At 46.1% G+C, this 24,684-nt stretch carries 10 protein-coding genes; all 10 read left to right on the top strand.

Features of this window, described 5'->3' with window-relative positions; all coding sequences use genetic code 11:
• Positions 1-8: 8 nt before the first annotated feature.
• The 10 genes from C8N47_RS14500 (at position 9) to C8N47_RS14450 (ending at position 24,666) form a co-directional block, all read left to right on the top strand.
• Positions 9-2,483 carry a glycoside hydrolase family 2 TIM barrel-domain containing protein gene (locus C8N47_RS14500; protein ID WP_107823288.1) on the top strand — a complete coding sequence of 825 codons (2,475 nt, stop codon included), beginning with the start codon at positions 9-11 and terminating at the stop codon, positions 2,481-2,483.
• A gap of 150 nt (positions 2,484-2,633) precedes the next feature.
• Complete coding sequence (locus tag C8N47_RS14495) at positions 2,634-5,402, top strand: alpha-L-rhamnosidase (protein ID WP_107823287.1); 2,769 nt, start codon at positions 2,634-2,636, stop codon at positions 5,400-5,402.
• A 9-nt stretch (positions 5,403-5,411) separates the two neighbouring features.
• A complete protein-coding gene (locus C8N47_RS14490; protein WP_211316153.1) occupies positions 5,412-6,281 on the top strand; it encodes an alpha/beta hydrolase in 870 nt (289 codons plus the stop codon).
• Positions 6,282-6,285: 4 nt separating this feature from the next.
• Positions 6,286-8,661, top strand: a complete 2,376-nt coding sequence (locus C8N47_RS14485) for an alpha-L-rhamnosidase-related protein (protein WP_107823286.1) — start codon at positions 6,286-6,288, stop codon at positions 8,659-8,661.
• Between the two features lie 225 nt (positions 8,662-8,886).
• On the top strand, positions 8,887-11,286 hold the full coding sequence (locus C8N47_RS14480) for a glycoside hydrolase family 127 protein (protein ID WP_170111405.1): 2,400 nt from the start codon (positions 8,887-8,889) through the stop codon (positions 11,284-11,286).
• A 113-nt stretch (positions 11,287-11,399) separates the two neighbouring features.
• A complete protein-coding gene (locus C8N47_RS14475; protein WP_107823284.1) occupies positions 11,400-13,553 on the top strand; it encodes a family 43 glycosylhydrolase in 2,154 nt (717 codons plus the stop codon).
• Between the two features lie 223 nt (positions 13,554-13,776).
• Positions 13,777-17,841: a hybrid sensor histidine kinase/response regulator transcription factor gene (locus tag C8N47_RS14465; protein WP_107823282.1), complete on the top strand. Its 4,065-nt coding sequence runs from the start codon at positions 13,777-13,779 to the stop codon at positions 17,839-17,841.
• Between the two features lie 495 nt (positions 17,842-18,336).
• The gene (locus C8N47_RS14460) at positions 18,337-21,456 is read left to right on the top strand and encodes a SusC/RagA family TonB-linked outer membrane protein (RefSeq protein WP_107823305.1); all 3,120 of its coding nucleotides are present in this window, start codon (positions 18,337-18,339) and stop codon (positions 21,454-21,456) included.
• 15 nt (positions 21,457-21,471) lie between these two features.
• Complete coding sequence (locus tag C8N47_RS14455; protein WP_107823281.1) at positions 21,472-23,181, top strand: RagB/SusD family nutrient uptake outer membrane protein; 1,710 nt, start codon at positions 21,472-21,474, stop codon at positions 23,179-23,181.
• Positions 23,182-23,208: 27 nt separating this feature from the next.
• The gene (locus tag C8N47_RS14450) at positions 23,209-24,666 is read left to right on the top strand and encodes a DUF4859 domain-containing protein (protein WP_107823280.1); all 1,458 of its coding nucleotides are present in this window, start codon (positions 23,209-23,211) and stop codon (positions 24,664-24,666) included.
• Positions 24,667-24,684: the final 18 nt, after the last annotated feature.

The raw sequence follows: 24,684 nt of genomic DNA, 5'->3' as shown, positions 1-24,684 counted from the left end.
AATATCGAATGAAAAAATTAATACCTATTACTTTATTGTTTTTTGCAGTTTCATTGGGAAGTGTGCTTGCAAATAATTTAAAGGATACTATCGATAATTATCAGGAAAATGATGTAACCGTCACTCAAGATCACAGATTGCTAACCGGTAGGAGACTGCTTTTTGATAATGATTGGAAATTTAAATTGGGTCACTTCCCGGGCGCAGGAGCTAAAAGATTTGCAGATGAGAAAACATGGAGAGAAGTAGATTTACCTCACGATTGGAGCATTGAAGGATTAATTAAGCAGGAAAACTCTACAGGTTATGATGGTGGTTTCTTTCCGGCCGGTGAGGGGTGGTATAGAAAAACGTTTCATGTTCCATCTGATTGGGGTAGCAAGCGGGTATCTATTTATTTTGAAGGTGTTTATATGAATTCAAAAGTGTATGTAAATGGAAATCTAGTAGGAACTCACCCTTATGGTTATACATCATTTCGTTACGATCTGACACCTTACTTATATTTTGGGAAAAGGAATACGATAGCTGTTTATGTGAATAATTCGGAACAAGAAAATTGCAGATGGTATAGTGGCTCAGGTATTTATAGGCACGTGTGGCTTGAATTAACAAATCGTGTTCATATAGATCAGTGGGGAGTATCTATAACAACACCTGAAGTTTCTCAAAAAGCAGCGACAATACAGGTTAAATCCCTTATAAAAAATGAGACGGATACAATACAATTTATTACAGTTTTAACAAAAATAGTAGATAAGAACAAAATAAATGTAAGTACAGGACAACTAAACTTACAGATAGAGGCCCAAAGTCAAAGGGAAGTTGTTCAGAACTTTATTGTGAAAAAGCCGTGTCTGTGGACTCCAGATACCCCAAACCTGTACAACGCAGAAGTTGATGTGCTCATGGGAGATGAAGTCATCGATCAGACGGATAATAAATTTGGGATACGATCAATAAAATACAGTGTTGAAAATGGATTTGAATTGAATGGAACAAAACTGCTTTTAAATGGAGGATGTGTCCATCATGATAATGGATGCTTGGGAGCGAAAGCCTATGACCGAGCCGAAGTTCGAAAAGTTGAATTGCTAAAAGGCGCAGGATTCAATGCGGTGCGCACATCACATAATCCTCCATCAGAAGCCTTTTTAAATGCCTGCGACAGTCTCGGTCTTTTAGTTTTGGAAGAAGCTTTTGATGGCTGGAAAAATCCCAAAACTCCTTATGATTATTCCATGTACTTTGATGATTGGGCTCAACAGGATTTAGAATCAATGGTTTTACGAGATAAAAATCACCCGTCAGTCATAATGTGGAGTATTGGGAATGAAGTTTTTGAAACAATTTGGTTGGATCCGGGATCTGTTGAAAGAATAGAAAAACTGGCCAATATTGTTCGTCAGCTCGATCCATCGCGGCCAGTAACCTGCGCAATAACAACATGGGGAAAAGAGTGGAATTTATTTGATTCATCATTTAAACCCCTCGACATTGGAGGATATAATTATCAATTGCACAATGCTATTTCGGATCACAAACGTGTTCCCGAGAGGATTATTTTGGGTACTGAATCATATCCGAAAGAGGCTTTTAAAATGTGGAATTTAGTCAAGAATAACAACTATATCATTGGAGATTTTGTGTGGACAGCAATGGATTATTTAGGCGAATCAGGTATCGGTCGTTATTACTACTATCCTCAAGAGAAGGGGGGTGAACATGGTGCTAAAAATTCATTTCCTTTTCACGGGGGATATAGTGGGGATATAGACATGACTGGATGGCGAAAACCGATCTCTCATTACCGGAATATATTGTATAATGATACTGAAAAATTGTATATGGCAGTTCGGGAGCCAAACCCAATTGATGGAGAAATAAGGCTTACAGATTGGGCGGTATGGCCGGCATGGGAAAGTTGGACATGGCCCAGGCACGAAGGAGACAGCCTGGAAGTCGACGTATATTCAAAATGCACCGGTGTTCAACTTTACTTAAACAACAAACTTATCGGTGAACGAAAAATGTCCTTAGACAATGAGTATAAAACAACATTTACTGTGCCCTATAGTCCGGGCGAACTAAAAGCTATTGGTATTGATGGAGAAAAACATTACGAACAAGTGTTGCAGACATCAGGTGAAGCAACAAGTATTCGATTGACTGCAGATCGTTCTACTATTTTGGCGAATAATCAAGATTTGTCTTTTGTTAGGGTAGAGGTAACCGATAAATTCGGGAATATTCAACCGAATGCGAATAATCAGCTTACGTTTAATGTTGAAGGTCCAGGTATAATTGCTGGAACAGATAATGCCAACCTGAGAGATGTTACTCCTTATTTTAGTGAGACCCGGAAAGTATGGCATGGCAAGGCCTTAGTCGTTATAAAAAGCACTGGAAACCCCGGTCAGATAATTCTGAAAGCAAGCTCTCCTGGACTTCAGGATGTCTCTTTAATTATAAATTCTCAATAGATGTAGTGGATTTTAGTTAAGCCTGAATTTTAAAATACAAAAGGTTTATCAGCATAGAAGCTAGATTACAAGGTCATAAAGCATCGATTGTATTGTTTTTTTATGAACGAGTGGTACAAAAGAGGTTAATTTTTAAAATACAAACCAGCAATGAAATTGATAAAAATCTTGTCTATAATTGGGATTATAATACTGTGTGATTTGCCAGTTCAGGCACAGCAAGTATATCATCTTCGGGTTGAGTCAGCGATAAATCCGATTGGAATCGAAAAACAACATCCGGCTTTAAGTTGGATGATTCTTTCCGATGAAAGGAATCTGGAACAGACAGCCTATCAGGTCTTGGTCGCTTCTTCTCCCGAAAAACTTACGCCAAAAGATGCCGATTGTTGGAATTCAGGGAGGGTCGAGTCTGATGAATCAGTATTTGTAAGCTATGATGGGGATTCACTAGAAAGCGGTCAACAATGCTTCTGGAAAGTCAAAGTGTGGACAAATAAAGGCGAATCCAATTGGAGTCCGGTTGCAAAATGGAGCATGGGACTGTTGGAAAAGTCGGATTGGCAAGGTGAATGGATTGGACTCACCAAATTTTTTCCGGGTGATACCTTGGCAACGCATTCCCGTTTGGCTGCCCGTTATTTCAGGAAAGAGTTTGCAACTAAAAAGAAAGTCCGAAAAGCGACCGCCTATATCATTGGTATCGGCATGTACGAACTCTATATCAACGGGCAAAAAATTGGCAATCATGTTTTATCGCCCGGTCCGACCGATTTTACGAAAGATGTCCGGTATAACACCTTCGATGTAACGGATAATCTTCTGAAAGGGAAAAATGCGATTGGGACTGTGTTAGGAAATGGCCGTTACTTTTATATGCGGCAGGGGGTCAGCTTCCAGCAATCCAAAGAAAGAATTCCTAAAATGTTGTTTCAGCTCGACATTGAGTATGCCGACGGAAGTCGTTTACTGATTGTGAGTGATAATTCGTGGAAAGTTACAGCCGACGGGCCAATACGCAGCAATAACGAATACGATGGTGAGGAATATGATGCCCGCAAGGAATTGACAGGCTGGACAAAGCCCGGGTATAACGACTCCCACTGGCTGAATGCAGAGTTGGTAGCTGCGCCCTGCGAAACCATCCTGTCTCAAATTAACGAGAATATGATCGTTCAGGACGTGGTGAAGCCCGTTTCAATCAATTCGCTTTCCAACGGAAGTTTTATTCTGGATATGGGGCAAAACATGGCGGGCTGGCTCAAACTCAAAGCCACCGGAACCAAAGGTGATACAATTACAATGCGCTTTGCTGAAACATTGAAGCCGGATGGAACTTTGTACACTGCTAACCTTCGCAGTGCCAGGCAAACAGATATCTATGTTATGAAAGGGAACGGCTTGGAGCAATGGGAACCCACATTTGTTTACCACGGCTTCAGATACGTTGAAGTAACCGGTTTCCCGGGAATTCCTACTTTGGATGATTTTGAGGGAGAGATTATCTATGATGGTTTCCCGACGATTGGATCATTCTCGTGTTCTGATTCTTTGTTAAACCGGATTTACGCCAATGCCTGCCGAACGACACGGAATAATTATAAGGGAATGCCTGTTGACTGTCCGCAACGCGATGAACGTGACCCGTGGTTGGCCGACTGGGCAACCACTTCGTTGGGGGCAAGTTATACGTTCGATATTGAAAGGCTTTACGTTAAATGGATGGATGACATGCAGTTTTCGCAGCGTCCGAGAGGGCAAATGCCCGATATTACCCCGGAGCCCGGATGGACAGGTATTAAAGACAATATGACCTGGCCGGGCACCTACCTGCTGATTGGAAATTTGCTACTGACGCAATTCGGAAACAAAGAGGTAATTGTGAAACATTACCCCTCTATGAAAAAGTGGTTGTGGTATATGAAAGGGAAATATCTGAAAGAGCATATCATGGTCGCAGATAGATTTGGCGATTGGTGTGTTCCTCCCGAGTCTATGGAACTGGTTCACTCAAAAGACACTGCGCGAACGACTGATGGAGCGTTGATCGGTACTGCCTATTTTTATCACTTTCTGCAAATGATGAGCTCTTTTGCTGAAGTAAGTGGAGACACAGCTGATGTTGAAGAATACAAAACCCTGGCAGCAGACGTACGCAAAGCATTTAATGCAGAATATTTTGATGTCAGCAAGCACCAGTACGGAAATAATACGGTAACCTCGAATTTGTTGCCTCTGGCTTTCGGAATGGTTGATCAAGATGTTGAAGGCCTTGTTTTTGAGCAGATGATTCATAGGGTAATCAATCAGGATAATAGCCACATAAGTACAGGTTTGATTGGCACTCAGTGGTTAATGCGCGAATTAACAAAAAGGGGCCGTGTCGATCTGGCTTTTACCATTGCAACTCAGAAAGATTATCCAAGTTGGGGATATATGGTGGAAAAGGGAGCAACAACTATTTGGGAACTTTGGAACGGCGATACGGCCGATCCTTCGATGAACTCCCGCAATCATGTCATGCTTTTGGGTGATTTAATTGCTTGGATGTACCAGGATTTGGCCGGATTGAAAAGTATGGACGGTTATCCCGGTTTTAAACAACTTTGGATGGAACCCCGGGTTGCCGGTGATTTAACTTCAGCTAAAGCTTCAACTTTAACGCCGTATGGTAAGGCAACAAGCGATTGGACTCTGGAAAAGGGGCAGTTTATCTGGCATGTAACGATACCGCCAAATACAAAAGCCAATGTACTTATTCCGGCCCAATCGGTTGAGCAAATTACCGTAAGCGGCACTCCGGTAACGAAGATAGAAGGAGCTGAATATGTCGGGAAAACCAGCAGTAGGATTCAGCTTGAGATTGGCTCAGGCAGCTACACTTTTATCTGTAAATACAACGGAAATAGTAATGATTAAACAATGGCAATGAATCAATTCTTAAGAAAAGCAGGTATTCTGTTCGGGTTGATAATGCTGCTGTCAAGTATGGCATTTGCACAGGATCGATCATTCTGCATTAGTTTACAAGCCAGGGAGTTATATGCGCCGCCTGTCGAGAAAGACTTTCAATTAAACAAGCCTTTTGTCCCTTACATCAAGGTGTTTCTTCCCGAAAAAGAAAAGGCTACAGGCCGTGCAGTAGTGATTTGCCCGGGAGGAGGATACGGAATGGTAGCTTTTGGCCACGAAGGAACTCGTTGGGCTGGTTTTTACAACGATTTGGGCATTGCGGCTATTGTTGTGAAATACCGGTTGCCGCATGGGGATAACAAAATTCCCGTAAGTGATGCGGAAACGGCCTTGCAGATTGTGAAGGACAGTGCTGATTTTTGGAACATCAATAGGGATGATGTAGGGATCATGGGCTTTTCAGCCGGAGGACATTTGGCTTCGACCATTGCTACACATACCCGGCCTCCTTTACGGCCAAACTTTCAGATACTGTTTTACCCGGTCATAACCATGGATAAATCATATACCCATTTGGGTTCGCATGATAATTTTCTGGGAAATGATGCCGGCAAAGAATTGGAAGACCGGTTTTCGAATGAAAAGCAGGTGACCAAAGACACTCCGCCTGCGTTTATTGTCCTTGCAGCTGATGATAAGGTGGTACCTCCGGCCAACGGAATTAATTATTTCGAAGCGTTGATTGACAATAAGGTATATGCAACGCTGCATGTTTACCCCACCGGAAATCATGGCTGGGGATATCGTCGGAGTTATCAGTTTAACCAGGCTATTCTGGATGAATTGACCTTGTGGTTAGCGACTATTGATAAATCAAAAAAATAAAAATATGACAAACCTAAAATCAATCTTACTGAGTTTGCTACTGTTCGTGGTCATCGGATCAAATGCACAGCAAATCAATCCGGATTTATTGACCAAAGCATGGCGGGCTTACTGGATTACGGTCCCGAATGAAATACCAGGCGAATATGGCGTATATCGTTTCAGAAAAGATGTTACATTAACCGAGAACCCGGAAGAATATATTGTTCACGTTTCAGGAGACAACCGGTATAAACTGTTTGTAAACGGACAGTTGGTAGCGGTTGGCCCAGCTGGGGGCGATAAGAATAACTGGAATTTTGAAACAGTGGATATTGCCCCGTTTTTGCAAGAGGGAGTTAATGTAATTGCCGCTGTGGTTTGGAATGAGGGGAAATACCGAGCTGTTGTGCAAACATCACAAACAACAGGTTTTATTTTGCAGGGTAACAGTCGCAAAGAGTATGATTTTAATACAAACTCCAAATGGTTGTGTTGTAAAGATGTGTCCTATCAGCCACTGGAACAAAAGCCTGTAGGTTATTTTGCACTTGGACCGGGAGAAATGGTGGATATGAACCAGTCGCCGACCGATTGGATGGAGCCTGACTTCTCGATGGAAAATTGGTTTGAAGCTGAACAAATTACTCCCGGAGTGACCAAAGCATCGGCTACACTTATTTCAAGTCCTTGGCTTTTAGTTCCGTCTGAAATACCTCCGGTTGAATTAACACAACAGCGACTTGCAATCATCCGCAGGGCAGAGGGCATTTCAGTTCCTAAAACTTTCCCGGCAGAAAAATCCAAAATCACTGTTCCTGCCAATAGCAAGGTTCAGTTATTGTTGGATCAAAACTTTTTGACAAACGCTTATCCAACCCTGGAATACAGCAAAGGAAAAGATGCTGTTGTTTCAATGAAATATGCTGAAGCCTTGTACGACAGTACAATGGCAAAAGGGAACAGAAATGAAATTGAAGGGAAGAGCTTAATTGGAAGAGAGGATCGTATTGTCTGTAACGGATTGGACAACCAGCAGTACACTCCGCTTTCGTGGCGCACCTATCGTTACCTGCAAGTTGATATCCAAACCAAAAATGAAGCACTTGTTTTGGACGATATCTATGGTACTTTTGTTGGATATCCGTTTAAGAACAATACGGCTTTTCAGTCGGACTTGCCGGTGTTGGACAGTATTCTGCAGATCGGTTGGCGTACAGCTCGTTTATGTGCTGTTGATACTTATTTCGACTGCCCGTACTATGAACAATTACAGTACATAGGTGATACGCGTATTCAGATGATGGTATCGTACTTCAATAGTGGCGACGACCGGTTGGCCCGCCGTGCAATTAACCTGATTGATAAATCACGTTTGCCGGAAGGAATCACCCAAAGCAGGTATCCAGGAGGACAATTGCAAATCATCACGCCATTTTCACTTTTGTGGATCGGCATGGTGTCCGATTATTACCACTATCGCCCGGATGTAGATTTTGTGAAATCGAAGTTGATGGGGATAAGGCAGGTGTTAGCCTTCTATGCAAATTATCAGCAGGAAGACGGCAGTGTGAAAGATTTACCTTACTGGAATTTTACGGACTGGGCTGAAAATAAGTCATCAAAATGGCGGGTAGGCGCTCCGCCTGTAAGTAAACAGGGCTATTCTTCGGTTATCGATCTTCAACTTTTATGGGCTATGCAACTTGCCTCCGAACTGGAGCGCGATTTAGGTATGGCATGTTTGGCAGATGAGTATCAGCAGAAAGCTGCACACTTACAACAAACAATCAAGGATAAATACTGGGATGATGGTCGAAAAATGTTCGCTGATACGGATGAACGTAACTATTTCTCGGAGCATGCCAATGTGTTGGCCATTTTAACCGGAACAATTTCAGGTGATGATGCAACTAACTTATTCAAGCGAATAATCTATAATCCGGATTTGACTCAGACGTCTATTTATTTCAAATATTACCTGAATCGGGCGATGATAAAAGCAGGGCTTGGCAATGAGTATTTGAATCACCTGGATATATGGAAAAAGAACATTCAACTGGGCATGACAACCTGGGGGGAAGATTCGCAAGTTGAACGAACCCGTTCGGATTGTCATGCTTGGGGAGCTAGTCCGAATATCGAATTTTTCCGCACCGTCCTGGGAATCGATTCCGATGCTCCCGGTTTTTCGAAAGTGAAAATTGAACCGCATTTGGGCGATTTGAAAAAAGCAAGTGGTTCGATGCCTCACCCGCAAGGTGCGATAACCGTGAGTTATGCGTTGAATAAGAAAAAGTGGACGATTCGGATTGAACTTCCGGAAGGTTTGACCGGAAGTTTCGTTTGGAACGGAATTTCTTATGAGATCCAATCGGGGGGCAATGAATTCAAATTATAAATAAGCGTGGATGTATTTGTTTTTGACGTTGGTGCATTCACCCATTCAGAAAGCGGATAGTTTTGAAAAATTGCCGCCTTCAGGCTGAAAAAAACGCTTAAATGGTGTTGGACCTGTGGTGGTTGTACATTTGTGCAAGTTCCCGATACATTAGTTCAGGTGTTCGCCCCGGAGTTTCGCTTAGTTCACATTCTGATTTTTCAATTTAAAAATTGCAGAATGCGAATGAAACAAATCAATCCTGTTTTCGATGGACGACGGATTATTGCCTCCTTGGTTTTGGCTTGTGTGATGATGGTTTCGTGCAAACCGGGCACAGCGGAAAAAACAATGACAACCGGAGGCCCCGAAATTGTCGGCTTTAAAGTTCTGTCGTTTCCACTGGACGATGTGCGCTTGAAGGATGGTCCCTATCAGCATGCCACCCGGCTGGATGAGCAAACCTTGCTGACTTACCAGCCCGATCGGTTCTTGTCGAAGTTCAGAAAAGAGGCCGGATTGCAGCCCAAAGCCGAAAGCTACGAAGGGTGGGAAGGCGAGTCGTTGGCCGGCCATAGCTTGGGGCATTACCTCACGGCCTTGACCTTTATGTACCAGACAACCGGAAACGAAGAGTTTCGCAAGCGTGCAAATTACATTGTTGATGAGCTGGCTGAATGTCAGCAGGCAGTCGGAACCGGCTATGTTGGCGCTTTCGAGAATGGCGAAAAGGTGCTTTCGGAACAAGTGGCCAAGGGGATTATTAAAGCGCAGGGCTTTAACCTGAATGGTTTGTGGTCGCCTTTTTATACGATTCATAAAATCATGGATGGCTTGTATCATGTCTATAAATATGTGGGCAATCAGCGGGCTTTGGATGTTGAACAAAAGTTGGGCGATTGGGTCGGAACAATCGTGCAAAACCTCACCGATGAGCAACGCCAGCAGATGCTGAATTGCGAGTTTGGCGGCATGAATGAGGCCTTTGCTGACTTGTATGGCGCAACTGGCGATGAAAAGTATCTGACGCTTTCGTATAAATTTAAGCACGATGCCATTATCGACCCCATTGTTGGCGGCGTGGACATTTTGGCCGGCAAGCATTGCAATACACAGGTGCCCAAGTTTGTAGGGTTGGCCCGCCGCTACGAGTTGACCGGCGACAGTGCCGATTTTCGCGGAGCCGTCAACTTCTGGAACATGATGGTGCATCACCATGCTTATGTTGCCGGTAATTTCGACAATTACGAGTATCTGGGCGAGCCGGATCAGTTAAATGATCAGTTAAGCAACAGCACTGCCGAAACCTGCTGTGTTTACAATATGCTGAAACTGTCGCGTCACCTGTTTGAATGGACAGCATCGGCCGAGGTGATGGACTATTACGAACGGGCCTTGATCAACCACATTCTGTCGTCGCAGCACCCCGAAACGGGGCATGTAATTTACAACCTTTCGCTCGATATGGGTGGTTTTAAAGAGTACCAGGACCCTTACGGTTTCACCTGTTGTGTGGGCTCGGGCATGGAAAACCACAGTAAATACGGCCGCAACATCTATTATCATTCGGACAATGCGCTTTATGTGGGCCAGTTTATAGGTTCAGAGCTGAGCTGGAAGGAGAAGGGGGTGAGCTTGATTCAGACTACGCAATATCCCGAAGAAGAAGGAACTTCTTTCGAAATACAAACGGAATCCGGGAAAGCAGCCGCATTCGACCTGAAGCTGCGTTATCCGGCCTGGGCCCGCAACGGCATTTCGGTTAAGGTAAACGGAAAGGATCGGCCGGTGGAAGGCCAGCCCGGAAGCTTTATCAGCTTGGGCAACAAGTGGGAGGATGGCGACAAAATTGAGGTTCATATTCCCTTCAGCCTGTACACCGAGACCATGCCCGACAATAAAAACCGAATTGCCGTGTTCAACGGTCCGGTTCTGCTGGCCGGTTATCTGGGGCCGTTGGATGATCCCAAGGCCAATGATCCCTTGTATGTTCCCGTGCTGATGACCAAAGATACGATCCCTTCAAACTGGCTTCGGAAAATTGAAGGACAGTCGAATACCTTCGAGCTAACCGGTGTTTCGTATCCTCGGCAGGTAACGCTGAAGCCGTTCTACCGCACGCAGGACTGCCTGTACACGGTTTATTGGGATTCGTATTCCGCAGAAGACTGGAAACGCTACCAGCAGAAATATGAAGCCGAACAGGCCCGCAAGAATGAGTTGGAACGCAAAACCATCGATATCTTCCGCATGGGCGAAATGCAACCGGAGCGTGACCACAATTTCACAGAAGATAAATCGTGGGTCGGCGAGTATAAGTCGAAAAAGTATCGCGAAGTGGATCGTGGCGGAAAAGCCTCGTTCGAAATGAAGATCGACGGCAATAAAACGGTAACCCTTGTTTTTGAATATTGGGGAGGATTTGCAGGTTCGCACACCTTTGATATCGTTGTGGAAGGGCAAAAAATAGCAACCGAAAACATCACCAATAAAGCCCCCGGCAAATTTATCGACGAAACGTATAAACTGCCTTTGGGCTTGACAAATGGTAAAAAGCGAATCAAAGTTGAATTGTTGCCTCACGATGGCCATCGGGCAGGTCCGGTGTTCACTGTTCGCACGATTCATGACGAAACAGAGAGTTAATTTTTTAGATAATAAGCAATCAATTCTTTTTTGTAACCATGGTGCTTTTTCAGGCGCCATGGTTTTCTACCTAAAAAAGCTAATCTTTCGTAACAGAAAAAACAGTCGCAAATATGACAGACATAACTAAACACGTTGCACAATTGCTTACAAGCATCATGCTTTGTGTACCCGGTATGGCTTTTGCCCAGCAAAGCCCAACAGCACCAGCCAACGGAAACCCGGTATTGCCCGGTTACTTTGCCGATCCGACAATTAAAAAGTTCGGCGACAGCTATTACCTGTATGCCACAACCGATGGTATCAAGCTGGCGTCGGGCGAACCCCAGGTGTGGATTAGTAAAGACTTAACCAACTGGTATAACCAGGAAATGGATATTGACTTGCCGGATGGTTTAACCAACTGCTGGGCTCCCGATGTGGTGCACGGTAAGGATGGCCGATACTATTATTATATGGGAAATTGCCAGTTTGGATGTAACATTTACGGTTATGTTTCCGATACACCCGTGGGGCCTTGGAAACCGTTGAATAACGGAGAAGCGGTAATCCCGGTCGGCACGTCGAAGGAATACCTGCCTGCCCTGGATGCGCAGTTTTTGTGCGATGACGATGGCTCGCTCTACAACTACTTTGGCACCTGGTGTACCTCGTTTAAAGGAATGGGCTGGGTGAAGATTAATGAAGACGATATGCATACCATTGAGAAAGAAGGCTTTATCCCGATTGAGCAAATTCCGCAGGCTTTCGAAGCGGCTTATCCGATCAAGAAGGACAGCATCTACTTTTTGATGTATTCCTCGGGCGACTGCCGCTTAAGCACTTATGCGGTTCATTATGCCTGGTCGCGTTCGCCTGAAGGACCGTGGAATTATGGTCCGAATAGTCCGGTTCTGGAAACAACAGCCGACGGTTTGGTGGACAGTCCCGGGCATCATTCGGTTTTGGAAAAAGATGGCGAGTACTACATTGTTTATCACCGGCATGATAATCCGCATAGCTCCGGTGGCGAGTTTCGCCAGGTTTGTATTGATAAACTGGAATTTACCGGGCCTTATACAATTGCAAAAGTAAACCCGACGCACGAAGGCATTTGTTTCGGGAACAGTGTGCCTGCCAACCTGGCGTTGGGCGCAAAGGCTTCGGCAACATCAAGCTATCGGCTGGTGGCTGATGCCAATCGTTACACCCGCCAGGATGTTGACTACAGCTACTCACCAACATTCGCGACCGACGACAACAACGGAACAATGTGGAAAGCTGCCAGCTGTGCGTTGCCGCAGTCGTTAGTTGTCGATATGGGAAAAGAACAAGCAATCGAGCGGATTTTTACGCAGTTTGAATATCCAACATTCTACTATCAGTATAAACTTGAAGTGTCTTCTGATTCAGTAGAATGGAAACTATTTTCGGATCAAACGGCAAACAAAACAAGTGGCTCGCCGATGATAGATGACGGAAATGCAACTGCCCGGTTTATACGGATTACCGTAACCGGAACCGAAAAAGCCGGAATGTTCCCGGCAATCTGGAATGTGAAAGTGTACGGCGAATTATTCGATACGCCCGAAACGAAAAACCATGCAATTCCCGGGGCTGTCGGAAGTGTTGCGGCGAAAGGGCTGTTGGTTAACTTCGATGCTTCGGGACTGAAAAAAGGTCCGGTGAACCGCTTGAAAAATACAGGACTGCTGGGCGGAACCTTCGGGCTGAACGGACAGGCCACGGTGAAAAAGATTGCCGGAGTGAAGGCTGTTGATCTCGGGGGAGAAGGCTTTTTCGAATTGTCGGAGGAAGCCCCTCAAAGCCTGGACTGGAATTCGCCTTTTACCGCTTCGGCCTGGGTTTTTGTGCCCGAGCTGCAGGATGGCGCCTGCATTGTTGCCTGGAATTCGCGCGAGAATATGTTACAGGCATCCTACGCGGCCATGATGATCGGCAGCGGTCCGTATGGCGCTGTTGCTCATGGCGACGGAAGTGTTGATTTGGGCTTTAAGACTGTTCCGCAGGCTAAGCAGTGGCATCACCTGGTGGTGACCTTCGACGGCATGAAGGAAAGTGTATTTGTGGATGGCCGTCCGGATCGCGAACTGCCGCTGATGCTTTTCGTGAAGAGTAGCCGCATTTTGATCGGCAGTTCGGGCATGGAGCACGAAAACCTAAAGGGGGCAATTGCCAATGTTCGCTTGTACGACAAGGCGATGACTGCTGATCAGATCTCGCAATTGTATTTGGAAACAAAGCCTAAGGGCTTCAACAAAAAATGATGGAGATCGGGCGCCGGTCGGCTCAATCGGTTAGCCGGATGCGACCATCGTTTGAAGAGCATGCAAAAACCGAAAGCCCCCTGATACCCGAAGTACAGGGGCGCGCCCTTTGGTGGAAGGTCATCGTCTGTTTTCGATTCGATTTCGGTTTTATCACCGGAAGTATTATTTTCGGAGCACCGCCTTTGTTGAGGCGGCAAACAGGTGTTAGGAGTGAAAAATCATGCAAGGAATATTGAGAAAATACCGTCGGGAAATTTGTTTCGCAGTACTGTTTTTGTTTGCGTTGTTAACCGTGCAAAAGCGTGGTTGGGCGCAGGCTGAGGACCCGATTCATTTTATTCACTATACAAGCGAAGATGGATTGCCTTCGACCTACGTGAAAAGTATTGTGCAGGATGCCGATGGCTTTATTTGGGCAGCAACACGCTCGGCTGTTGTTCGGTTCGATGGCAGCAACTTTCAGCACTATTCTTTTTACGATGCCGACAATAATCCGATTGAGGAGTATTGCGACAAACTGTTTTTCACTCCCGATTCCGATTTAATTGTTCGCTCCAACAACGAGGAGTACTTTTACTACGACAAGGTGCTCGAACGTTTTTACCCGTACTCCCTGTTAACCGACTTGGGACCAACCAATACGGTTGTTCCCGAAAAAGATGGTTTTTGGATTTGTCAGAACGATGAGATTTTTTTCTTGAACAAGCTTACCCGAAAACGCAAATCGTTACGCGAAAAGCTGGATCTTTTTCAGCTTCCGCCAAATGAAGCTTTATTTTCGCTGGTCGTTCAAAGCAAGTGGATCGCGTTTGCCAGCAGACAAGGGGCGATTTATGCTTATCACAATAAGCGACTTAAAAGCTATCCCGTGCCCGAAGGCTTAAATGCCGCCAACTTCGAGCTTCGCTTTATCGATTCAAGAGGTGATCTGTGGATTCACTCCAACGATTACGGGCTGGCCTGCCTCGACCTGGCAACCGGGCATTTTAGCCTTTACACCAACCAACGAAACGATAGTTACCATCTGCCGCATAACCTGGTGCATTGTTTCGCCGAAGACTTTACCGGTCGTGTATGGATTGGAACAGAAGCGGGCCTGGCCATCTACGACCCCGACAACGACACGCTCAAACTGCATCGTTACCGCTTGTCCGAACCGCATGGCTTGAATACCGATCCTATTTATGATGCTTTTTGCGATCAGCAGGGGAACATCTGGCTGGGAACTTACTTTGGAGGCATCAATTTCTGGAGCGGACAACAGTCGTTTTTTCGCACCTGGACCTCCGGTTTCGGGAAATGGCAGTTGAGCGGAAACGTGGTGAGTTGTCTCGAAGAAGACAAGCAGGGCAATCTTTGGATTGGCTTGGAGGACAAAGGATTGAATAAGTTGGATATGAAAACCGGCGAAATGACTCACTATTGTTCAACCGAAGGGGCAATCCGCCTTAGTTATGACAACGTGCACGACCTCCTGTTTGTTGATGACAATGAATTGTGGATTGGGACCTATACTGGTGGAATAAATGTGTTAAACACAAAAACCAATCGCGTAAAATACTACAATCGCCTAAACACGAATAATGTTGTGCCCGATGTGATCTACCAGTTTCAAAAGGTGGGCACCAAAGTGTATATCGCCACCTCGGAAGGGATTGTTGTGTACGATCGGGAAACGCAAGCCTTTTCGAGGTTAAAGCCCGACGTTACCAATTATATACAGTTCGAAAGCATCGCACAAAACGGAAAGTCCCTTTGGTTTACTTCCTCGAAGCAAATCTTCCGCTACGATCCGGAAAACGATCTGATTGCTCCCTTTCAGCTGCACGATGGCATCCGGGTGGTCAATTTTGTGAAGACCGATTCGAAAGGGCGCAGTTGGTTTGGAACCTGCTATTCGGGCTTGTTTTGCGTCGATGAGCCAACCGGCGAAGTGAAACATTTCGATGCTGCGAATCGTTTCCCGGCACAATGGATTTTTAGTTTGGAGGAAGGGCAAAACGGCTGGTTCTGGGTGAGCACCGATCGCGGATTAATTAAGCTAAACCCGGAAACCAACGAAAGCTACCTGTACGACAGTAACTCGGGGATTCCGTTTAACCAGTTTAACTACCGGGCATCGTTTACCGACAGCAAGGGGAATATTTATTTTGGTGGAAATAACGGCATGGTTTCTTTCAATGAAGATGATGAAACGATCGCTGAAAAGCAGTTGCCTATTGCATTCACCGAGCTGGAGCTTTTCAACCAGACTGTCAGCCCGGGCGAGTTAAATTGCCTGGATCAGTCGATCAATCAGACCGACGAATTGGTTCTCAAGTATAACCAGAATGTGTTCACCTTGGGCTTTACGGCTTTCAGTTATTCCACCGGCGGAAAATTTCAGTATTCCTACTACCTCGAAGGCTTTGAGTCGGAATGGAATAACGTGGGCAACCGGAACTTTGCAACCTATACCAACCTGAGCCCGGGGAAATATACCTTCCGGGTAAAAGGTACCTTGGGAGATAATCAGACCGGCTTGGAGCGTCAGCTGAAGATAACCGTTTTGCCGCCTTTTTGGCTCACCGGTTGGGCTTATTTCATTTATGTTTTGATCATCATTGGTATTTTCATCCTGGTATTTTTGGTGGGTAGCCGTCTTGAGAAAACCAAGGCCCGGGCAGAGCTGGAACATCGCGAAAAAATTCATGCCGATGAGCTGCATCAGGTGAAGCTGGAGTTTTTTACCAACATATCCCACGAGCTGAAAACGCCGCTTACGCTGATTTTAGCTCCCATTCACAAGCTGCTGCAAGAGGAGCAATTAAGTCCGGCGATTCACAAAAAATTAGCCGGGATTGAACGAAGTGCCGATCGTTTGTTTCAGCTGATCAATCAGCTGCTCGAGTTTCGGAAGATCGAACGCGGCAAGGAAGATCTTCGCGTGTCGCCCTGCCATGTTCGTCAGATGATCGAAGCGCTTTCAAGCTCGTTCAACAATTTGGCCGAAACAAAAGATATCGATTTTCAACTCGAATTTGAAGACGCCGATCAGCTGGCCTGGCTCGATGTGAATAAGATCGACAAGATCGTTTTTAACCTCTTGTCGAATGCCTTTAAGTTTACGCCCGACGGGGGAACAATTAAATTTGCGGTTCAGCTGGTCCGGCGATCGCCACGCAGCTCCGATGAGTTGACCGATCTTGTCCTGACGGTTTCCGATTCCGGCAAGGGCATCAAGCCCGAAATGGTGGGGCAGGTGTTCGACCGTTTTTTCCACATCGAGGATGAAAGTACCCCCAATGTTGGCACCGGAATTGGCCTGGCCTATGTGAAAAGCCTGGTGATCCTGATGCGGGGATCGATTTCGGTGGATAGTATTGTGAATAAAGGAACAATATTTACCGTTACCTTGCCGGTTAGTAAAAGCGATTTTACACCCGGCGAGATTGATACCGAGCCGGTGCAGTACCGTACTTCAATGAGCTTGCCCGAAGAGAAACAGGTGGTTCGGGGCAAAGGTGAAAATCTGAATCTCGAAGCCTTATCGTCCAAACCCCGGGTTTTGTTGGTCGAGGACAATCCCGACCTGGTGGATTTCCTGAAAACAACCCTGGAAGACCGGTACCAGGTTACCGCAGCGCTGAATGGCCGCGAAGCACTCGACAAGCTGGAAACTGTAACTCCCGACCTGATCATCAGCGACGTGATGATGCCCGAAATGGACGGCATGGAGCTCACCAGCCGTGTGAAGTCGGATTTAAAATTCTCGCATATCCCCATCATCCTGTTAACGTCGAAAAGTGGAGCCGAGAGTAAGTTGGAAGGCATGCGCTCGGGGGCCGACTATTACATCGAAAAGCCGTTTTATCCCGAAATTCTGGAGCAAAACATCGATAATATTCTCAACACCCGCAAGCGCCTGATCGAACGTTTTAAAACCGACGAAACAATCGTAGCAAGCGAGGTGGCCCATTCCGAGTCCGATAAGATTTTTATCGAGAAGCTTACCGCCATCATTATGGAGAATATCAGTAATCCCGACCTGGATGTTACATTCCTCATCCAGCAGCTGGGGGTTAGCCGGTCGCTGCTCCATGTGAAGCTGAAAAGCCTGGTGGGGTGTTCGAGCACTGAGTTTATCCGGGCAATACGCCTGAAAGAAGCTGTTAAGCTGATTTCGAGCGGGAAATGCAATATCTCGGAGGCAGCCTACGAAACAGGCTTCTCCAGCCCGACCTATTTTACCCGTCGATTCCGCGAATTTTACGGCAAATCGCCCCGCGAGTATTTTAACGTTTAAAGGACGATGTTGAAAATGTCTCGTTTCGAGTTTGATGAACAGTTTTCACTGTTTTCATCCGAGCCTTTTTTGAATTTAGAGTCAGATTTGCTTTCGCCAGGAGTGTAACCTTTCCCCTTATTTCCGGATGAATTTAGTGGCACGTCATTCATTGTCATATATGTGTTTTTAACCACAGTACATGCTTGGGATGTGTGAGCAAAATGTAGTTTTTTGTTTTCAAATCATGGCAAATTGAATGTAGGGAAGCATTGTTTGTGGAAATATGATGTAGAGCATGATTCGGAGGCTAAGTTGCTTGTTTTGAGTTTGTTCAGGGGGTGTGTATTTCTGATTTAATTTCAATTAAGCCATTGATACACATTTGTATCACTTTTAAAAACAATGGTGAAAGTCGGCGAGGGGATTATTGTCGAATTTGGGAGTCACACAATTATCACGGTTTCATTTATAACCAAACAAAATTCTCGGATTAAAAACCTAAAAAATGAGTGTATGAAAAAACGTTGTTGTCTTGGTGGCCACCTAAGGTTACCAAAAGAACTCTTGTCAACCCTAAAGGTTGTCTTTCTCTTAATGCTGTTTGCTACAGTTAGCACCACTGCAAGTGCTGTGGAAAATCAATCAGAATTATTGCAGGAAAAAATCGTAACCGGTAAGGTGACGACCGACAGCGGTGAGCCTGTGCCGGGAGCCACCATCTTAATTAAAGGTACAACCCATGGGGCTATATCTGACAGGGATGGTAATTTTTCGCTTCAGGCAGAACCTGCCGATGTTCTGGTTATCTCTTTTATCGGGTACCAAACGCAGGAATTTCCGGTGGGCACGCAGTCTTCAATTCAAATTCAGTTGGTAGAAGAAACTGTCGGCTTGAATGAAGTGGTAGCCATTGGCTACGGTACGCAGCGTAAGGCTGATGTTACCAGTGCCGTTGTCAGTGTAAAATCAGAAGATTTCTCGGTCGGTAAAATCGGCGACGCTGCCGAGCTGGTAAAAGGTAAAATTGCCGGTTTAAGCATTACCCAACCTTCGGGCGACCCGAACGCGACCTCAAGTATTATGCTTCGTGGTATTACAACCATCATGGGAAGTGTTTCCCCACTGGTGCTGGTTGATGGCGTAGAAGGCTCGTTGACAACCGTTGCTCCCGAAAATATTGAATCAATCGACGTGTTGAAAGATGCTTCGGCTGCTGCAATTTACGGTACCCGAGGTGCCAATGGTGTCATTATTATTACAACCAAATCCGGAAAGCGCAATTCGCCTACAAAAGCAAGCTACAACAGTTATGCATCCCTGTCGCAATGGTTTAAGAAAGCCGACTTCATGGATACACACGACATTATTTACGGTCGTACAAACTATGAGTACGAAGGTTATGACACGGATTGGCTGGAGGCCATTTCGCGTAAAGCCGGTTATACCCAAAACCATTCGTTAACACTGGAAGGCGGCTCTGAAAAGTCTGCTTATTCGGCAAACGTAACTTACAGCGATGAGGAAGGAATTATGCGCAAAAGTGACAGTAACGACATTCGCGCACAACTCGACTTCAGCCAATATGCCTTGAACGATGTGTTGAAGTTCAATGTGAATGTTCTTTATACCACACATAAAAACACGAATAACAACAACTCGTATGCTTATCGTCAGGCGCTGATCCGTAACCCGTCTTCGCCGGTGTACAACGAAGATGATGGTTCTTACTACGAGGAGTTCAGTAAGTTTCAGTATTACAATCCTGTTGAAATCCAGAATGAGTTAATTGGCGATACCCGGTCAAAAATGGCGCGCATAACCGGTAATATTACCTTTGAGCCCATCAAAAGATGGAAAACCAATTTGATGTTGTCGCGCAAAGAGACTGAAAGCACTGGTGAAACATATACCACCAGCAAGTATTTCGGAAATAGTAAAGGTAGCGATGAGTCGCAGACCAAAACGGTTCCTAAAACACGTGGCTATGCTTCAAAAAGCTCCGGTAGCGGTCGTAATGACAACCTGGAGTTAACTTCAACCTATAGTTTCGAGATTGGCAAAAGCCGCGTAACAGCACTGGCGGGCTACAGTTACCTGTACAATATATACGATGGATTTAATGCCGGCAACGGCGAGTTTCCTTCGGAATCGTACCTGTACAACAACCTGGGGCAAGGTCTGTACTTGACAGATGAAGATCACACTGCCAGTATGGGATCCTACAAAAACGACAACAAGCTGATTGGTTTCTTCGGTCGGGTAACCTATGGCTTCGAAAATCGGTTCAATGCCATGTTCAGTGTTCGCCGCGAAGGTTCTTCCAAGTTTGGCGATAACCACAAATGGGGAACATTCCCTTCGGCATCCTTGGGTTGGACCATCAGCAACGAATCGTTTATGCAAGATGCCGGTTGGTTGAATAACCTGAAACTTCGTTCAGGCTTCGGTGTTACCGGTGTTGTTCCAAACGAGTCGTACACCTCTCTCAATATGTACGATTACGATACCTGGGGCAAACATTTAAGCAAGGACGGTGAATGGACACCTTCGTTGATGGTGGCTCAAAACCCGAACCCGGATTTGAAATGGGAAACAACCCGGGAATGGAATATTGGTTTGGACTGGGCAGTGCTGGATTCGCGCCTGAGTGGCTCGGTGGATGTCTATACCAAGAAAACAGTTGACCTTTTGTACGACTACGCCGTGCCGGTACCTCCCAATATGTACGGAACAACAAGAGCAAACGTTGGCCAGATGCGCAACAGGGGGATTGAGGTGATGGTGAATGCCATTCCGGTAAAAAAAGGTGATTTCGAGTGGAATACCACCTTGACCTTGTCGCACAATGCCAACAAACTGCTGTCGCTGTCGAACGACTTGTATGAAACCGACAATTTTGCAGAAGTTGGTGGCGTAGGTGACCCGATTTCGGTTCCAACCCACGCCATGGAAATAGGCCACCGCCTGGGCGATTTCTGGGGGCTGCGCTCAGTCGGCGTCAGTAAAGACGGTTTTGTGTTGGTTGAAGTAAAAGACGATGCCGGCGAATGGACCGTGAAAGAATTTGACACCAGCCTCAATGTCGAGTCCAACCGTCAGCGTTTGGGTAACGGGCTGCCGCAGGTGTACGCCGGATGGAACAACACCTTCCGCTACAAAGGTTTCGATTTGAGCCTGCAGTTTACCGCTCAATTTGGCTTCGAGATCCTGAATGTTCAACGCAGTTTCTACGAGAACAACTCGATTGCTTACAACCGACTGAAAACAGCTGCCGATTTGCACCCCGCAACCGATGTCACCGGTGCTCCCGTTCTGGACGCTAACGGCGACCGCCTGATGGTGGCGCTGTCCAGTTCGATGTCGCAAGGCGTTTGGAGTGATCACATCGAGGACGGCGACTTCGTGAAGTTGACCAATGCCACTTTGGGATACACGTTCCCGCTTTCGGATAAAACCCGGAAATACCTCCAAAACCTGCGCCTCTACGTATCGGGCCAAAACCTGTTCACCATTACCAATTATTCCGGTCTCGATCCTGAAGTGTCAAACTACTTCCTGGCACCGGGTATTGATGATCGCGATAAGTATCCAACGGTACGTTCATACACTTTCGGACTTTCTGTTAACTTTTAAAAAACTCGACGATTTATGAAATTCATGAAACAACTATATATCAGTCTTGCACTGGGTCTGTTGCTGGGATTGGGCGCTTGTACCAACCTGGACGAGACCGTTTATGATTCGCTGACCGATGAAACCATCGACGTAAACGACCCCGAAATCGTGGGTTATATGATGGGAGAAGTTTATGCCCAGTTTCGTTTCCTGTATTGGGGCTGGAATGGCTATTTTGACCTGAACGAAGAATGTGCCGATACCTACATGACACCTAAGCGCATTGGTATTGGCTGGGGCGATTTGTATGTGAATATGCACAAACATACTTGGAATGAAACCCAGGGACATATTGAAGGATTGTGGTATTACGCCTACGTTGGAATTGGCTATGCCAACAAAACCCTGGATGTATTGCCCGAAACAGGACAAGCCCAGGCGGAAATGCGGTTTATGCGCGCCTTGAATTATTACGTGCTTCTGGATGCTTTCCGCAATGTGCCCCTGGAAAAAACACAGCAGGTGGAAGCGGGCTATCTGCCGGAACAAGTTGCCGGAGATACTATTTTTAACTTCTGCGTAACCGAGTTGAATGCGATTAAAGATGATCTGGGTACCGAAAAAATCCATGGTTATCCAAACCGCTTTGCTGCTTGTATGTTGTTGGCCAAGCTTTACCTGAACCATAACGCCTGGTTCAAAACCGACGACAACAACTACTACGAACTGGCTTTGGCCGAGGTAAATGAAATTATTACCGACGGAGGCTACGGATTAGCCCCCAATTACCTGGACAACTTTAAAGCGGATATTTCCGGCTCGCCGGAGATCATCTTTGCCTTGCCGCTCGATGGGAAAAATGCATCGCACAACTACCTGGTGAATAAATGCCTGGTGGGTGCCGGAGCAGCTGCTTATGGCTACAATGGCTCTCCCTGGAACGGTAGCTGTGCAATCCCTCAGTTTATCGAAAGCTATCAGGATGGCGACAACCGCCTAAGCGATACCTGGGCCGGCGGCGTTCAGCGCATGGCTGTGAAAGATGCAAGTGGCGAGTACATCCCTCAGTCGGGCGATCCGATTCCGTTTACCACCGACGACTGGGCCGGCGAGGGCGTGTTGAACTACTCGTTAGCAGTGCACTCAATCGATAATCCCGGTGCTTATCAACAGGAAGGTTACCGTTTTGTAAAAAGTGAAATTGTGGCCGGCGATTACGGAACTTATGGCAACGATGTTGCTTTCTTCCGCTATGCCGATGTGTTGTTCATGAAAGCCGAGTGTTTGTTGCGCCTGGATCGCGATCAGCAAACTGCCGCTGATTTGATCACTGAGGTTCGCTCGCGTTCGTTCGATTCTGCGGCTAAAGCACAACGTACCGTTGCCGACCTTACCGGAGGAAGCGTGTATGCTTACGGACACAGCGAGTACACCAGCGAAGGCTATAATAACTTCGATCCGGCTTCGCATCTGGTTACCAATGAAGGTGGCGACGATATTGAGTTGGGTGGTTTGCTGGACGACCTGGGCTGGGAATTTGTCGGAGAACACCACCGTCGTCAGGACCTGGTGCGTTTCAAAATGGCTGATGGCCGCAACGTGTTCAACGGAAAATCATGGTTCTGTAAAGATGCCACAACGGAGACACACTGGGACTATTTCCCAATTCCGAAGTCAGCACTGGATGCCAACATCTCATTGAAACAAAACGAGGGTTACCAAACGGCTGCAGCCAACGATTAAAAATCAGCTTAATAAAATTTGACAAGTATGAAAAAGATCTATTTATACCTAATTCTTTGCTTATTCACAGCTGGCTTTATCAGTTGTGCCGATAACGAGAATTTTAGCACACTGCACAATCTTACGGCAGACGAAATCGCAGAGATGGCACGCCAGGACTCTATTGAAGAAGCTGCAAAGAACCGGATCAACGCCGACCTGGTGCTTCGCTACGACGCTGAAATTACAACCAGCGCTACCCTATACGATGGGGTTGAGGTGCCGATTGATATCACCCAAATCGCGGACCAGTTCGGCCTGTCGGAAGAAGACCTCCTGGCAGGTATCGACGGCGAAAGCGGAGCCCCCGATATTAAGGGTTTTGCCATGCAGGGAGCAACACACTCAGACTACTCCGGTGCAACAAATACAGGTTCTACCTGGGGTCACTGGTGGGGCGCCGACAGCAAGGTTATTGACTGGGGTGAATCGGCCATGGTGTTTGCCGAGTTTTGGTCGGAAGACGGCGGCTTTTATGTTGGCCAATTTCCGGGCCATTTAGAAGATGGTCAAAAAATCACCATTATCGAGGCCTTGAAATACAATGATATCCGCGTTGCCGTGGTGATTAACGTAACGGCCAAGGCTCCCGGAGCTCTGTCGGCAGATATTGTAAGTACACAGAATTTGAGTATCGATGTTTTTCCACGACTTAATTACGACGCTGATTCGATTGAATTCGATTTGACACAAGCCTTGACTGACTTGGGCGTTAGCTCCATGGAGGAAGTGAGTTTTGTGTCCATCAATGAAGACGGTTCGTATGCACAGGAAGCTGCCATTGAAGGCATCGGCTTTTACTACGACGAAAACGGCAATCCGCTGCTTAGCGAAGACGGGGCCAAATTTTATACCTATTACGGCGAGTTCTCTGATAATGAAATCAGCCTGGGCCAAATTCCCGACGCCATTGCCGAGGATGAAACTTACACCCTCAAATATGGTTTGCTGGCCGGTAATAAGGTTGTGATGCTGCAATTGGCGGTAACAGTGGTGCCTTACGATAATCCGGAAACAGCGCCGGCAGGCGATCCGGAAGATCTTTCGGCAGAGCTTACTATTACCAAAACGTACAGCGACGATTATGCGAGCGTAAACGCTGATGTTGCCGAGACCTTGCGTAATGCCTTCAAATTGACGACTTACGAGATTGGCCGGGCAATCATGAGAGGTGAACTGAAATTGTACCAGGGAGAAGTGACCGAAGAAGATCCCGAGTATACAGCAACACCACACCCCGCTTATTGGTTAACCGTTGATGGTATCGCAGGCGGCTGGGGCGAAGGTTTGGTGTATTCCGGCCTTGGATACAACGAAACAGAGTTGTATATTTTTGCCGGAAACCACCCGGAAAATGCAGTCGCCGGCAACTCGGTAACCACAACCTATATTGCGACCTTGAACGGTGCATCGGTGACCTTCAATATTACTTATAATATCGAATAGTTTAGTTATGAGATACAC

The sequence above is a fragment of the Mangrovibacterium marinum genome (assembly GCF_003046625.1).
Taxonomy (GTDB): Bacteria; Bacteroidota; Bacteroidia; order Bacteroidales; family Prolixibacteraceae; genus Mangrovibacterium; species Mangrovibacterium marinum.
The sequence above is the reverse complement of the archived record's forward strand: the minus strand, read 5'-3'. Positions and strand labels throughout refer to the sequence as shown.